The following is a 14,866-nucleotide window of genomic DNA, read 5'->3' as shown; positions in this document are numbered from 1 at the left end:
ACAGGATGACCATTGGAGGACGACGATCCGGACCCGACCCGGCGGGCGGGTGAACGCGGATGAGGTTTCTGGACGGCCAACGCCCCGGGCGTGACCTGCCCTACGACCTGACCTACGACGATGTGTTCATCGTCCCCAACCGCTCGACGGTGAGCTCGCGCTTCGACGTCGACCTGGCCACCGTCGACGGCTCGGGCACCACGATCCCGGTGGTGGTGGCCAACATGACCGCCGTCGCGGGCAAGCGGATGGCCGAGACCGTGGCCCGCCGCGGCGGACTGGTGGTGCTGCCGCAGGACCTGCCGATCGCGGCGGTCCAACAGACCGTCGCGTTCGTCAAGAGCCGCGATCTGGTCGCCGACACCCCGGTGGTGCTCACCCCGGAGGACTCGGTGTCGGCCGCGCTCGCGCTGATCCACAAACGCGCCCACGGCGCAGCGGTGGTCATCGTCGACGGCCGCCCGGTCGGCCTGGTCACCGAGGCGTGCTGCGCCGGGGTGGACCGGTTCGCCCGGGTCGCCGACGTGCAACTGACCGACTTCGTCACCGCACCGGCAGGCACCGCCCCGCGCAAGGTGTTCGATCTGCTGGAGTCCGCCCCGGTCGGGATGGCGGTGCTGACCGCCGCCGACGGCCGGCTGACCGGGGTGCTCACCCGCACCGGCGCGGTCCGGGCCGAGATCTACACCCCGGCGCTGGACACGGCCGGCCGGTTGCGGGTCGCGGCCGCGATCGGCATCAACACCGACGCCGCCGTGCGTGCCGCCGCGCTCGCCGAGGCAGGCGCCGACGTGCTGGTCATCGACACCGCGCACGGCCACCAGGAGAAGATGATCGACACGGTCCGCGCGGTGGCCGGACTGGGGCTGGGGCTGCCGGTGGTCGCCGGCAACGTGGTGTCCGCGGCGGGCACCCGCGACCTGATCGAGGCCGGCGCCGACATCGTCAAGGTCGGGGTAGGCCCCGGCGCCATGTGCACCACCCGGATGATGACCGCGGTGGGTCGCCCGCAGTTCTCCGCCGTCCTCGAATGCGCCTCGGCCGCACGCGAACTCGGTGGACACGTGTGGGCCGACGGCGGGGTCCGCTTCCCCCGGGACGTGGCGTTGGCGCTCGCGGCGGGAGCGTCGAACGTGATGATCGGCTCCTGGTTCGCCGGCACCTACGAGTCCCCCGGCGACCTCCTGCACGACCGCGACGAGCGGCCCTACAAGGAGAGCTACGGCATGGCGTCGAAACGGGCGGTCGGCGCCCGCACCGCCCTGGACAGCCCCTATGACCGGGCCCGCAAAATGCTGTTCGAGGAGGGCATCTCGACCTCCCGGATGGCGGTCAGCCCCGAGCACGGCGGCGTCGAGGACCTGCTCGACCACATCACCGCCGGGGTGCGCAGCACCTGCACCTACGTCGGCGCGGCGACCCTGCCCGAACTGCACGAGCGGGTCGTCCTCGGCGTGCAGTCGGCGGCCGGGTTCGCCGAGGGGCACCCGCTGCCCCACGGGTGGTGACCGCCGCGCGATGTCCGAGCCGATGACGATCGCGCTCACCGCGGGATCGCTGCTGGCGATCCTGGCGCTGACCGCGGGAACCGCGGTCTTCGTGGCCGCCGAGTTCTCGCTGACCGCGCTGGAACGCTCCACGGTCGAGGCCAACGCCCGCCACGGCGGCCGCCGCGACCGGTTCGTCAAACGCGCCCACCACACCCTGTCCTTCCAGCTCTCCGGGGCCCAACTGGGCATCTCGATCACCACCTTGGCCACCGGCTACCTGGCCGAACCGGTGCTGGCCCGCTGGATCCGGCCCGCGCTGGGCGCCGTGGGGATACCCGCCGGCTGGGCCGGCGGAATCGCACTGTTCGTCGCGCTGCTGCTGGCCACCTCGCTGTCGATGGTCTTCGGCGAACTGGTGCCGAAGAACTTCGCGGTGGCCCGCCCGCTGCCGGCCGCCCGCGCCACCGCAGGCCCGCAGCTGTTGTTCTCGGCGCTGTTCGCCCCGGCGATCCGGTTGACCAACGGCGCCGCCAACGCGATCGTGCGCCGGATGGGCATCGAACCGGCCGAGGAACTGCGCTCGGCACGCTCCCCGCGCGAGCTGACCGCGCTGGTGCGCAGCTCGGCGCGCAGCGGCTCGCTGGACAGCGCCACCGCCGCGCTGGTGGGCCGCTCGCTGAAGTTCGGCACCCTGTCCGCCGAGGAACTGATGACCCCGCGGTCGAAGATCGTCGCGCTGGAAAGCGACGCGAGCATCGCCGACCTGGCGGCCATCGCCGCCGAGTCCGGGTTCTCCCGGTTCCCGATCGTGCGCGGCGACCTCGACGAAACCATCGGCATCGTCCACGTCAAACAGATCTTCGCGGTCCCCGCCGCGCAGCGGGCCGGCACGCCGCTGGCCGACATCGCGCAGCCGGTCGCGGTGGTGCCCTCCACCCTCGACGGCGATGCGGTGATGACCCAGATCCGGGCCAACGGCCTGCAGACCGCCATGGTCGTCGACGAATACGGCGGCACCGCGGGCATGGTCACGGTGGAGGACCTGATCGAGGAGATCGTCGGCGACGTCCGCGACGAACACGACGACGCCACCCCCGACGTCGTCGCCCTGGGCACCGGCTGGCAGGTGTCGGGGCTGCTGCGCATCGACGAGGTCGCCGCGGCCACCGGCTACCGCGGCCCGGACGGCGAGTACGACACCATCGGCGGCCTGGTGCTGCAGCAACTCGGCCACATCCCGGCCGCCGGGGAGAGCGTGGAGCTGCCCGAGTTCGACCCGGAGCTGCCGGTGCGCTGGCGGGCCCGGGTGGTGCGGATGGACGGCAGACGCATCGACCTGCTCGAGCTCACCGAGACCGGTCAGGCGGCGCACTGATGGCCGACCTCGCCGCGATCCTGCTCACGGTCGCGCTGCTGGGCGCCAACGCCTTCTTCGTCGCGGCGGAGTTCTCGCTGATCTCGGCGCGCCGCGACCGGCTGGAAGCCCTCGCCGAGCAGGGCAAGAAGAGCGCGCTGACCGTCATCGCCGCCGGCGAGCAGCTGTCGCTGATGCTGGCCGGGGCTCAGCTGGGGGTGACGGTCTGCTCCATCCTGCTCGGCCGGGTCGCCGAACCCGCGGTCGCGGCCATGCTGGGGCACTCCTTCGACCTGGTCGGCATCCCCGACCCGCTGGTGCACACGCTGGCGTTTCTGATCGCCTTGGCGATCGTGGTGACCCTGCACGTGCTGCTCGGCGAGATGGTGCCCAAGAACATCGCGCTGGCCGGGCCGGAGACCGCCGCGATGCTGATGATCCCGATCTACCTGGTCTATGTGCGCGCCGCACGGCCGTTCATCGCGTTCTACAACTGGTGCGCCAACCTGACCCTGCGCGCGCTGCGGGTGGACCCGAAGGACGAATTGGACATCACCGTCTCCACCGTCGAACTCTCCGAGATGATCGCCGAATCGGTCTCCGAGGGCCTGCTCGACCACGAGGAACACACCCGGCTCACCCGCGCCCTGCAGATCCGCTCCCGGGTGGTCGCCGACGTCGCGGTGCCGCTCGGCGACATCCGCACCGTGCCCGCCGCCGCCCCCGGCACCGGGCCCACCGTCGCCGCGGTCGAGGCCGCGCTGGCCGAGACCGGCTACTCCCGCTTCCCGGTGGTCGACCCGACCGGCGGGTTCGTCGGCTACCTGCACATCAAGGACGTGCTGGCGCTCGGCGACGACCCCAACGCCGTGCTCGCCCGCGCCGCGGTGCGCCCGCTGCCGCGGGTCCTCGAATCCCTGCCGCTGCCCGAGGCGCTGTCGCGGTTGCGGCGCACCAACAGCCATCTGGCGCTGGCCACCGGCCACGACGGCCGGGTGGTGTCGATGGTGGCACTGGAAGACCTGGTCGAGGACCTGGTCGGCACCGTCCGCGACGGCACGCACCGGATCTGATGGGCACCGCATGACCGCCACCACGACGACCCGGCGGCTCACCGCCGACCGGTGGCAGTCGCGGGCCGCCGCGCACCGCGCCCGCATCCACGCCGTGCTCGGCGACTACCTCGCCCGCCGCGCCGCCGGCGAGGCCGAGCCGGTGGTGGACTTCCTGTTCACCTACTACCGGCCGCGCCCGGCGCAGCTGCTGCGCTGGCATCCCGGCTTCGGGGTGGTGCTCACCGGCACCGACGGGCAACTGGGCGATTACCTCGGCCACCGCGGGTACACCCGCTGCGGCGACGGGGTCACCGCCGACCCGCGGTTTTTGGCCCGCCGCCGCGACACCATCGCCGCCATCGGCCGGCTGCTCACCGCCACCGCCGCCCGCCCGCCGCAGCTGTCCTGCTTCGGATTGCACGAGTGGGCGATGCTCTACCGCGGCGGCGAGGTCCGCCACCCCGGGGTGCCGCTGCGGCTGGGCCGGGCGGGCACCGACGCCGTCGTCGACGCGCTCGACCTGCGCTGCACCCACTACGACGCCTTCCGGTTCTTCAGCCCCGCCGCCGCGCCCCGCAACCGCACCGCGCTGCGCCGCGCCGACCAGGTCGACCACGAGCAACCCGGCTGCCTGCACGCGGCGATGGACCTCTACAAGCACTGCGCCCACCTGGCACCGCTGATCGACTCGGCGCTGACCGCCGACTGCTTCGCGCTGGCGCACACCGCCCGGGTGCTCGACATGCGGGCCAGCCCGTATGACCTGCGCGCGTTCGGCTACCGCCCGGTGCCGGTCGAGACCGCGGCCGGGCGCGCCGAATACGTGCGCGGCCAGACCGAGATCGCCGAGCGGGCGGCGGTGCTGCGCGCCCGGCTGCTGGAGCACTGCCGGCGGCTCGACGACACGCCGGCCTGACCCGCGTGACCGCCAAACCTACCGGCGGGTACCCCCGGTAAGGTGGACGCACTGTCGGCGGAAAGGGAGGAAGCATGACTGACCGGGTCTCGGTGGGCAATCTGCGGATCGCGCGGGTGCTCTACGACTTCGTGACCACCGAGGCGCTGCCCGGCACCGGTGTCGACCCCGACGCCTTCTGGGCGGGGGTGGACCGGGTCGTCACCGACCTCACCCCGCGTAACCGCGAACTGCTGGCGCACCGCGACGACCTGCAGGCCCAGATCGACAAGTGGCACCGCGCCCGGGTGATCGGCCCGCACGACCCCGAGGAGTACCAGCGGTTCCTCACCGACATCGGCTACCTGCGGGAGGAGCCGGCCGACGTCACCGTCACCACCGCCGACGTCGACGACGAGATCACCACCACCGCGGGCCCGCAGCTGGTGGTCCCGGTGACCAACGCCCGGTTCGCCCTCAACGCGGCCAACGCCCGCTGGGGCTCGCTGTACGACGCGCTGTACGGCACCGACGTAATCCCCGAGGACGACGGCGCGGAGAAGGGCACCAGCTACAACAAGGTGCGCGGCGACAAGGTCATCGCCTACGCGCGCGGGTTCCTCGACGAGGCGGTGCCGCTGGCCACCAGCTCCTGGACCGAGGCCACCGGCTTCGAGGTGGCCGACGGCCAGCTGATGGTGTCGCTGGGCCAGGACCGCTCGACGGTGCTCGGCGACCGGGCCGCGTTCGTCGGCTACACCGGCGAACCCGACGCCCCGACCGCGCTGCTGCTGACCCACCACGGGCTGCACCTAGAGATCCTCATCGACGCCGACTCCCCGGTCGGCTCGACCGACGCGGCCGGGATCAAGGACGTGGTGCTGGAGTCCGCGGTCACCACGATCATCGACTTCGAGGACTCCATCACCGCCGTCGACGCCGACGACAAGGTGCTCGGCTACCGCAACTGGCTGGGCCTCAACCGCGGTGACCTCTCCGAAGAGGTGTTCAAGGACGGCAAGGCGTTCACCCGGGTGCTGCACGAGGACCGCACCTACACCGCACCCGACGGCGGCGAGTTGACCCTGCCCGGGCGCAGCCTGCTGTTCGTGCGCAACGTCGGGCACCTGATGACCAACGACGCGATCGTGTTCGCCGACGGCGACGAGGTGCCGGAGGGCATCCAGGACGCCCTGTTCACCGGGCTGATCGCGATGCACGGCCTGCGCGCCGGCGACGAGAACGGCCCGTTGGTCAACAGCCGCACCGGTTCGATCTACATCGTCAAACCCAAGATGCACGGCCCCGACGAGGTGGCGTTCACCGTGGAGCTGTTCCGCCGGGTCGAGCAGGTGCTCGGGCTGCCGGAGAAGACCCTGAAGGTCGGCATCATGGATGAGGAGCGGCGCACCACGCTCAACCTCAAGGCCTGCATCGCCGCGGCCGCCGACCGGGTGGTGTTCATCAACACCGGCTTCCTGGACCGCACCGGCGACGAGATCCACACCTCGATGGAGGCCGGGCCGATGGTGCGCAAGGGCGCCATGAAGAGCCAGCCCTGGATCTCCGGCTACGAGGACAACAACGTCGACGTCGGCCTGGAGTGCGGGCTGGCCGGCCACGCCCAGATCGGCAAGGGCATGTGGACGATGACCGACCTGATGGCCGACATGATGGAGCAGAAGATCGGTCAGCCCCGCGCCGGTGCCTCCACCGCCTGGGTGCCGTCCCCGACCGCGGCCACCCTGCACGCCATCCACTACCACCAGGTGGACGTGGCGGCCGTGCAGCAGGAGCTGGCCGGTGAGCGCCGGGCCGGCCTCGACCAGCTGCTGACGATCCCGCTGGCCAAGGAGCTGGCCTGGGCTCCGGAGGAGATCCACGAGGAGGTCGACAACAACTGCCAGTCGATCCTGGGCTACGTGGTGCGCTGGGTCGGGCAGGGCGTCGGCTGCTCGAAGGTGCCGGACATCCACGACGTCGCGCTGATGGAGGACCGCGCCACCTTGCGCATCTCCAGCCAGCTGCTGGCCAACTGGCTGCGCCACGGTGTCATCACCGCCGCGGACGTGCGGGCCAGCCTGGAGCGGATGGCCGCGGTCGTCGACGAGCAGAACGCCGGGGACTCCGACTACCCGGCGATGAGTCCCGACTTCGACAACAGCATCCCGTTCCTGGCCGCCGAGGAACTGATCCTGGCGGGCACCAGCCAGCCCAACGGGTACACCGAGCCGATCCTGCACCGCAGGCGCCGGGAGTTCAAAGCCCAGTTCGGCCTTTGAAGAGACTCGGCGAGAAGGGATCCGGCCGGCAGCAACGGAGATAACGACAGCGCGATGGGCAAGCACAGCATCCCGGACCCCGACGACACCGGCGACCACTCCCCCGACGAGCCCGGTTCCGGGCCGTCGTCGCCGCGCGCCGCAGCCGCTGCCGCCCGGCTGGCCCGCGGCCGGCGCCGCATCGGCGAGTGGAGCGGCGGGCATCGCAGCGAAGGTGGGCGCCGCGGGGTCAGTGTCGGGGTGATCGCCGCCCTGGTCACGGTGATCGTGGTGGTCGCCGGGGTCATCCTGTGGAAGTTCTTCGGTGCGACGCTCGCCGACCGCTCCGGCACCGCCGCGGCCCGCTGCGTCGACGGCGACGCCACGGTCGGGGTGGTTGCCGACCCGTCAATCGCCGAGCCGATGCGGCAGTTCGCCGAGGAGTTCAGCGGCACCGGTCGCCAGGTCGGTGACCGCTGCATCACGGTGGAGGTCAAATCGGCCGCCTCCGACGCGGTGATCAACGGGTTCATCGGTGACTGGCCGGCCGACCTCGGTGAGCGGCCCGGGCTGTGGATCCCGGCCAGTTCGATCTCCGCGGCCCGGCTCAGCGCCGCCGTCGGCGCCGACACCATCAGCGACAGCCGCTCGCTGGTCGTCTCACCGGTGCTGCTGGCCATCCGGCCCGAGCTGAAACCGGCACTCGCCGACCAGGATTGGGCATCGCTGCCCCGACTGCAGACCGCCCCCGATGCGCTGGACCGCGCCCTGCCCGGCTGGGGCTCGCTGCGGTTGGCGCTGCCGGTGCGCGGCAACAGCGACGCCTCCTACCTGGCCGCCGAAGCGGTTGCGACAGCTACCGCGCCGGCCGGCGAACCGGCCGCTGCGGGCACCGCGGCGGTGCGCACCCTGCTGGGCGCCCAACCGAAGCTGGCCGACGACTCGATCGCCGAGGCGATGAACGCGCTGCTGGAGGCCGACGACCCGGCGACCGCGCCGGTGCACGCGGTGGTCACCACCGAACAGCAGGCGTTCGCCCGCGGGCAGGCCGGCACCGACCGCAGCGGCACCCTGACCACCTGGCTGCCGCCCGGGCCGGTCGCGGTGGCCGACTACCCCACCGTGTTGCTCGCCGGCAACTGGCTGTCCAGCGAGCAGGAGGCCGCGGCCAGCGAATTCGCCCGGTTCCTGCGCAAACCCGAACAGCTCGACCGCCTCGCCGAGGCCGGGTTCCGCGCCCCCGACACCGACCGGCCCGACAGCGACGTCACCGACTTCCCCGACCTGCCCGACACCCTGGCGGTCGGCGATGACAGCGCCCGCGCCACCATCGCCACCGTGCTCACCGCACCGGTCAACGGCCCGGCGGTCTCGGTGATGCTCGACGAGTCGATGAACGAGCAGGACGGCGGAGCCACCCGGCTGGCCAACGTGACCGCCGCCCTGGGCGCGGGACTGCGCGACCTGCCGCCGGACTCCACGGTGGGCCTGTGGGTCTTCGACGGCGTGGAGGGCCGCACCGCGGTCGCCCCCGGGCCGCTGGACACCCAGCTCGACACTCTCACCGGCCGGCTGGACGGGCTCAGCGCCGGCTCCGGCGGCGCGGTGTCGTTCACCACGCTGCGACTGGTCTACGACGCGGCGTTGGCCGGCTACCGGGAGGGCCGCCCCAACTCGGTGCTGGTGATCACCACCGGCCCGCACACCGACCGGACCCTCGACGGCCCCGGCCTGCAGGACTACATCCGCGGCGCACTGGACCCGGCCCGCCCGGTCGCGGTCAACGTCCTCGACTTCGGTGACGACGCCGACCGCGCCACCTGGGAGGCGGTCGCCGAGCTCAGCGGCGGCCAATACCGGCAGCTGGCCGGCTCCGACTCCCCGGAGCTGGCCGCCACCCTGGCCGCGCTGCTGGGCTGACCGCCGGGGTCAGCTGAACGCCGTCCCCCGTCGATCAGCTGAACACCGCTCGGCTGATCAGCTGAACGCCTCGATAGGCGGGCAGGAGCAGACCAGGTTGCGGTCGCCGTAGGCGCCGTCGATGCGGCGCACCGGCGGCCACACCTTCGGCCGGTACCGCACGCCCAGCGGGTAGGCGGCCTGCTCACGGGTGTAGGGGTGCGCCCACTCCTCGGCCACCAGGCACTCGGCGGTGTGCGGCGCCCCGCGCAGCGGGTTGTCCTCCACCGGCCACTCCCCCGACGCCACCCGGTCGATCTCGCCGCGGATGGCGATCATCGCCGCGCAGAACGCGTCCAGCTCGGCCAGGCTCTCGCTCTCGGTGGGCTCGACCATCAGCGTGCCCGCGACCGGGAAACTCATCGTCGGTGCGTGGAAACCGTAGTCGGCCAACCGTTTCGCGACATCGTCGACGGTGACACCGGTCGCCTTGGTCAGCGGCCGCAGGTCCAGGATGCATTCGTGGGCGACCATGCCGTTGTTGCCGGTGTAGAGCACCGGGTAGTACTCGTCGAGGCGGCGGGCCAGATAGTTGGCCGAGGCGATCGCGGTCAGCGACGCGGCCCGCAGCCCGCCGGCGCCCATCATCCGGATGTAGGCCCAGGTGATCGGCAGGATCGACGCCGAACCGAACGGGGCGGAGGAGACCGCCGGGCCGCCACCGACCTCCCCGGCGTAGGGGCCGTCGCCGCCCTGCGGGTCACCGGGCAGGAACTCCGCCAGGTGGGCGCGCACCGCGACCGGACCCACCCCCGGCCCGCCCCCGCCGTGCGGGATGCAGAACGTCTTGTGCAGGTTCAGATGGCTGACGTCCCCGCCGAACCGGCCCGGCCGGGCCAGCCCGACCAGCGCGTTGAGGTTGGCCCCGTCGACGTAGACCTGCCCGCCGGCGTCGTGCACGGCGGCGCAGATCTCCTCGATGTCCTGTTCGTAGACGCCGTGGGTGGACGGGTAGGTGATCATCAGCGCGGCCAGCGACCCGGCGTGCTCGGCGATCTTGGCGCGCAGGTCGTCGAGGTCGACGTCACCGTTGTCGCGGCAGGCCACCACCACCACCCGCAACCCGGCCAGCGCGGCCGACGCCGCGTTGGTGCCGTGCGCGCTCGACGGGATCAGGCAGACGTCGCGGTGGCCCTCCCCGCGCCCGGCGAGGTAGGCCTGGATGGCCAGCAGGCCGGCATACTCGCCCTGCGAGCCGGCGTTGGGTTGCAGCGACACCGCGTCGTAGCCGGTCATCTGCGCCAGCCAGGACGCCAGCTGGTCGATCAGCCGGCGCAGCCCCGGGGTGTCGGAGGCCGGGGCGAACGGGTGCAACCGGGCGAAGCCGGGCCAGGTGATCGGCTCCATCTCGGCGGCCGCGTTCAGCTTCATCGTGCACGACCCGAGCGGGATCATGCTGCGGTCCAAGGCGATGTCCTTGTCCGCCAGCGCACGCAGGTAGCGCATCATCGCCGTCTCGGTGCGGTAGTCGCGGAACGCCGGATGCTCCAGGAACGTCGAGGTGCGGGCGACCGCGGCGAGTCGGTCGGCGCCGCCGGACCGGCCCGGCGCGGCCCCGAACGCCGCCAGCACCGACGCGACGTGGGCGTCGGTGGTCGCCTCGTCGCAGGAGACCGAGACGTGATCGGCGTCGACGCGCCACAGGTTGATGCCGTCGGCCTTGGCGGCGGCGACCACGTCGTCGGCCCGCCCCGGGACCCTCGCGAGCACCGTGTCGAAGAAGTCGTCGTGCACCACCGCGTCGCCGAGTCCGTCGGCCAGCGCGGCGGCGTGCTGATGCACCCGCCGCGCGATCGCGGTGAGCCCCTCGGCCCCGTGATAGCTGGCGTACATGGCGGCGACCACCGCCAGCAGTGCCTGCGCGGTGCAGATGTTGGAGGTGGCCCGGTCGCGGCGGATGTGCTGCTCGCGGGTCTGCAGCGACAGCCGGTAGGCCGAGGTGCCGTCGGCGTCGACCGACACCCCCACCAGCCGGCCGGGCAGCTGGCGGGCGTGGACCTGGTTGACCGCCAGGTAACCGGCGTGCGGGCCGCCGAAGCCCATCGGCACCCCGAATCGCTGCGCACTGCCGAACACCACGTCGGCGCCGATCTCGCCGGGCGGGGTGATCAGGGTCAGCGCCAGCAGGTCGGCGCCGACGGCGACCAGTGCGCCGCGCTGGTGGGCCGCATCGATCAGCGACGACCAGTCGGTGACCCGGCCGCTGGCGCCGGGCAGCTGGGCGATCACGCCGAAGAACTCGCCGTCGGGCAGCCCGTCGCGCAGGTCGGCGGGCACGATCTCGATGCCCAGCGGGGTGGCGCGGGTCGCCAGCACGGTGCGGCTGTGGGCGAACAGGTCGACGTCGACGACCAACCGGTTCGAGTCCCCGCGCACCGCGCGGTGCATCAACGTCATCGCCTCGGCGGCCGCGGTGGCCTCGTCGAGCATCGAGGCGTTGGCGATCTCGCACCCGGTCAGGTCGGCGACCATGGTCTGGAAATTCAGCAGCGCCTCCAGCCGGCCCTGGCTGATCTCCGGCTGGTAGGGCGTGTAGGAGGTGTACCAGCCGGGGTTCTCCACGATGTTGCGGCGCAGCACCGGCGGGGTGAGCGTGTCGTAGTAGCCCTGCCCGATCATCGACACCGCGACGGTGTTGGCGTCGGCCATCGCCGCCAGTTCGGCCAGCGCCTGCTCCTCGGTGGCCGCGGCGGGCAGCGCCTCCAGGCCGGGGGCGACCGGGCCGTCGGCGGTGTCGGTGAGCGGGTCGAGGATGCCCGCCGGCACGGCGAGCGCGGCCAGGGCCTCCAGCGAGTCCACGCCGATCACCTCGAGCATGCCGGCGAGGGCGTCGCGGTCGGGGCCGATGTGGCGGTCAGCGAAACGGAATTCGGTGGTCAAGGCGGACTCTCCTGGGGTGGCAACCGGTGTCGGGCCCTCTCCCTCTGTCCTCACCCGTGACCGGGCGCCTGAGAGATTCGGCGCGCGGCGCCTTTCCCCATCGGCGGGCGACACGACATCGCCACTTTCCAGAGGCATCGGAGCCGGCCGCGGTCCGGGGGCCTGAGAGGTTGACGGAGAGGTGTTGCTCCTTCGGCGTCCGTGGCTGGCGGCCACGGAACTCTCCCGCGTCGGCGCGATGCACGCCCCAGCCTACCGAAGTGGGTTCAGCCGATCTTGCGGTCCCGGTTGCGTCGCCGCGAGGCCAGTTCGTCCTCCGGGGCGGCGATCGCCTCGCCGTCGGTGGCGCGCTCACCCGGGAAGTCGGCGATCGCGCCGGTCAGCTCCCGCATCGCCCCGGCCACCGCGATCCCGAACACGCCCTGCCCGCCCTGCAGCAGGTCGACGACCTCTTCGGCGGAGGTGCACTCATAGACGGTGGTGCCGTCGGAGAACAGCGTGATGTTGGCCAGGTCGGACACCCCGCGCTGGCGCAGGTGGTCGACCGCGACCCGGATGTTGTGCAGCGAGATGCCGGTGTCCAGCAGGCGCTTGACGATCTTGAGGACCAGGATGTCCTTGAACGAGTACAGCCGCTGGCTGCCGGAGCCGGCCGCGCTGCGGATCGAGGGCACCACCAGCGAGGTGCGCGCCCAGTAGTCCAGCTGGCGGTAGGTGATGCCGGCGATCTGGCAGGCGCTGGGCCCGCGGTAGCCGATCAGCTCGTCGGGGATGGAGTCGTCGGGGAACAGTCCGCCCTGCACCGGGGCGCCCACGTCGGAACGATCAGCGAGGTGATCAGCAAGGTTGAGTTGTTCTTGACGTGGCTGTTCACCCACGGGTGTGTCCTCTCGCTGATCACGCTCGGTCGCCGACCGTCGTCCTGCTCAAGTGCCTGTGAGCATACGCTTTTCGGCGGGCTGTCCGCTTGTCGTCGCTATGAAAGTATGGCCGTTCGGCGTCGGGATGCCCGGTTCCGCCCGGGCGTGTCGTCGTCCTCGCCGCAGTTGAGACGCATCCGTGACGTTGCCGTCCCCGGGAGTCTACCGGCGGCTCAGGTGGCCTTGAAGTCGTCGGGCGAAACGCTGTCGAGGAACTCCTTGAACTTCTCCACCTCGTCCTCGCGCACCCCGCCCTCGCCCTCGGTGTCGTCGTCGGGGATCAGCAGCCCGGCCTCGTCGAGCACCGCCTCCTCGACGAAGATCGGCACACCGGTGCGCAACGCGATCGCCACCGAGTCCGACGGCCGCGCCGACACCACGACGTCGTCGTCGAAGACCAGGTCGGCGTAGAACGTGCCCTCCTGCAGGTCGACGATGCGCACCTCGCGCAGGGAGTGGCCAAGGGCGACAAGCAGATCCCGGATCAGGTCGTGGGTGAGCGGGCGGGCCGGCTCGACCCCCTGCTGCTCCAGCGCGATCGCCGCGGCCTCGGCCTGCCCGATCCAGATCGGCAGGTAGCGGTCCCCGCTGGCCTCCCGCAGCAACAGCACCGGCTGATTCTGGGGCTGCTCGACACGAATGCCGACGACGTGAACCTCACCCATCTGCGTCTGCCCTCCGCCCCTGTCGCGGTATCCAACTCGCTGCCCGGAAGTCTAGTCCTCAGGGGTGCAGCACGTCGCGAACCGCCGATTTGACCAGCGCCGTGTGCAAGGTGATCGACAGCGCCGCCACCTCCCGGGCCAGCTCGTCGGCGCGGTCCCGCGCCCCGGCGGTGCCCGCCTTGACCATCGGCCCGGCGATCTGGGCGATCAGGTCGGACTGGCGGTCGGCCGCCGAGCGGAACGCCCGCAGATGCCTCGGCTCCACACCGAAGTCGGCCAGCGCGCGGGCGCATTGCAGGATGACGACCGCGTGCTCGTCGAAGAACCCGGCCGCACCGGTGGTGATCACCCCGGCGTCGAGCAGCGCGGCGAGCAGCGTCTCGTCGACGCCGGCGCGCTCCAGCAGCGTCTCGCGACTCAACCGGGTCTGGGCGGGGGCGACCGCAGCAGGGGCGGTGGCCTCCCCGCCGGCCACCAGGCGCGGCGTCCCGTACGGCGAGGCCGACGGCGGCAACTCGCCGTCCGGCTGGGCGTCGAGTTGGGCCTTGATCACCTTCAACGGCAGGTACTGGTCGCGCTGGGCGGCCAGGATGAACCGCAGCCGGGCGCAGTCGTAGGCGGTGAAGCGCCGGTAACCGGCCGCGGTGCGCTGCGGGGTGACCAGGCCCTCGGCCTCGAGGAACCGGATCTTGGAGATCGTGACATCGGGGAACTCCGGACGCAGTTCCTCCAGCACCGACCCGATCGACATTCCGGCCGGCGCGGGCGTCTCCGGTGCGGTCATCTAGCTGCCGGATCCACCGCTGTCGTCGCTCTTGGGGCCGGTGAGGAAGACCAGCCGGAACTTGCCGATCTGGACCTCGTCGCCGTTGGACAGCACCGCGGAGTCCACCGGCTCGCGGTTGACGTAGGTGCCGTTGAGGCTGCCGACGTCGACGACCTGGAACTCCTCGCCCTCCAGCCGGAACTCGGCGTGCCGGCGGCTGACGGTGACGTCGTCGAGGAAGATGTCGCTGTCGGGGTGCCGCCCCGACGAGGTGACCTGCTGGTCGAGCAGGAACCGCGAGCCGGCGTTGGGGCCGCGCTTGACCACCAGCAGCGCCGAACCGGCCGGCAGCCCCTCCACCCCGGAGACGGCGCTGTCGGAGCCGACCTGGGCCGGCGCGTCGAGCTCGCTGAGGAAATCGGCACGGAAGACCGAGGTGGTCTCCGCGGTGACGTCGTCGGAGTCCTGATTGCTGTCGTTCTCCGTCACCCGCTCCTCCTTCGTGGCTGCCTTCGCGCGCACGGCGCAACGGAATCCCGCCGCCGGCGCCGCTGTGTTGACCGTACCGCGCCGCGGCCGACAATGGTGCCGGCACGGCCGGATCGGCGGCCACCCGGTGTG

At 72.1% G+C, this 14,866-nt stretch carries 11 protein-coding genes and 1 riboswitch; of the genes, 6 read left to right on the top strand and 5 right to left on the bottom strand.

Annotated features, from left to right (window positions below):
• Positions 1–59: 59 nt before the first annotated feature.
• From AWC30_RS14800 to AWC30_RS14775, 6 genes are all read left to right on the top strand, one after another.
• Positions 60–1,508 carry a GuaB1 family IMP dehydrogenase-related protein gene (locus AWC30_RS14800; RefSeq protein ID WP_085111000.1) on the top strand — a complete coding sequence of 483 codons (1,449 nt, stop codon included), beginning with the start codon at positions 60–62 and terminating at the stop codon, positions 1,506–1,508.
• Positions 1,509–1,530: 22 nt separating this feature from the next.
• Positions 1,531–2,865, top strand: a complete 1,335-nt coding sequence (locus AWC30_RS14795) for a hemolysin family protein (RefSeq protein ID WP_085111068.1) — start codon at positions 1,531–1,533, stop codon at positions 2,863–2,865.
• Positions 2,865–3,917, top strand: coding sequence for a hemolysin family protein (locus AWC30_RS14790; protein WP_085110999.1), 1,053 nt, complete (start codon positions 2,865–2,867; stop codon positions 3,915–3,917). The genes AWC30_RS14795 and AWC30_RS14790 overlap by 1 nt, the downstream gene beginning before the upstream one ends.
• 10 nt (positions 3,918–3,927) lie before the next feature.
• A complete protein-coding gene (locus tag AWC30_RS14785; RefSeq protein WP_234808108.1) occupies positions 3,928–4,815 on the top strand; it encodes a 3-methyladenine DNA glycosylase in 888 nt (295 codons plus the stop codon).
• A gap of 74 nt (positions 4,816–4,889) precedes the next feature.
• Positions 4,890–7,076 carry a malate synthase G gene (locus AWC30_RS14780; RefSeq protein ID WP_085110998.1) on the top strand — a complete coding sequence of 729 codons (2,187 nt, stop codon included), beginning with the start codon at positions 4,890–4,892 and terminating at the stop codon, positions 7,074–7,076.
• Positions 7,077–7,130: 54 nt separating this feature from the next.
• Positions 7,131–8,975 (top strand): substrate-binding domain-containing protein, encoded by a 1,845-nt coding sequence (locus AWC30_RS14775; RefSeq protein WP_085110997.1) that lies wholly within the window; start codon positions 7,131–7,133, stop codon positions 8,973–8,975.
• A gap of 57 nt (positions 8,976–9,032) precedes the next feature.
• On the opposite strand, the gene gcvP is transcribed toward AWC30_RS14775, so the two are convergent.
• From gcvP to garA, 5 genes are all read right to left on the bottom strand, one after another.
• Complete coding sequence (gene gcvP / locus AWC30_RS14770) at positions 9,033–11,894, bottom strand: aminomethyl-transferring glycine dehydrogenase (protein ID WP_085110996.1); 2,862 nt, start codon at positions 11,892–11,894, stop codon at positions 9,033–9,035.
• A 34-nt stretch (positions 11,895–11,928) separates the two neighbouring features.
• A riboswitch (glycine riboswitch) is annotated at positions 11,929–12,036 on the bottom strand.
• A 124-nt stretch (positions 12,037–12,160) separates the two neighbouring features.
• Positions 12,161–12,772 (bottom strand): MerR family transcriptional regulator, encoded by a 612-nt coding sequence (locus tag AWC30_RS14765; RefSeq protein WP_066850975.1) that lies wholly within the window; start codon positions 12,770–12,772, stop codon positions 12,161–12,163.
• Between the two features lie 215 nt (positions 12,773–12,987).
• On the bottom strand, positions 12,988–13,479 hold the full coding sequence (locus tag AWC30_RS14760) for a bifunctional nuclease family protein (protein ID WP_085110995.1): 492 nt from the start codon (positions 13,477–13,479) through the stop codon (positions 12,988–12,990).
• Positions 13,480–13,537: 58 nt separating this feature from the next.
• Positions 13,538–14,263 carry a transcriptional regulator FtsR gene (gene ftsR, locus AWC30_RS14755; RefSeq protein WP_085110994.1) on the bottom strand — a complete coding sequence of 242 codons (726 nt, stop codon included), beginning with the start codon at positions 14,261–14,263 and terminating at the stop codon, positions 13,538–13,540.
• Entirely contained in the window at positions 14,264–14,734 is a 471-nt protein-coding gene (gene garA / locus AWC30_RS14750; RefSeq protein WP_234808107.1) for a glycogen accumulation regulator GarA, read from the bottom strand.
• Positions 14,735–14,866: the final 132 nt, after the last annotated feature.

Origin of the sequence: Mycolicibacillus trivialis (assembly GCF_002102395.1) — a bacterium.
Classification (GTDB): Bacteria; Actinomycetota; Actinomycetes; order Mycobacteriales; family Mycobacteriaceae; genus Mycobacterium; species Mycobacterium triviale.
Note: the sequence above shows the minus strand (reverse complement) of the source record. Positions and strands in the feature narration are given on the sequence as shown.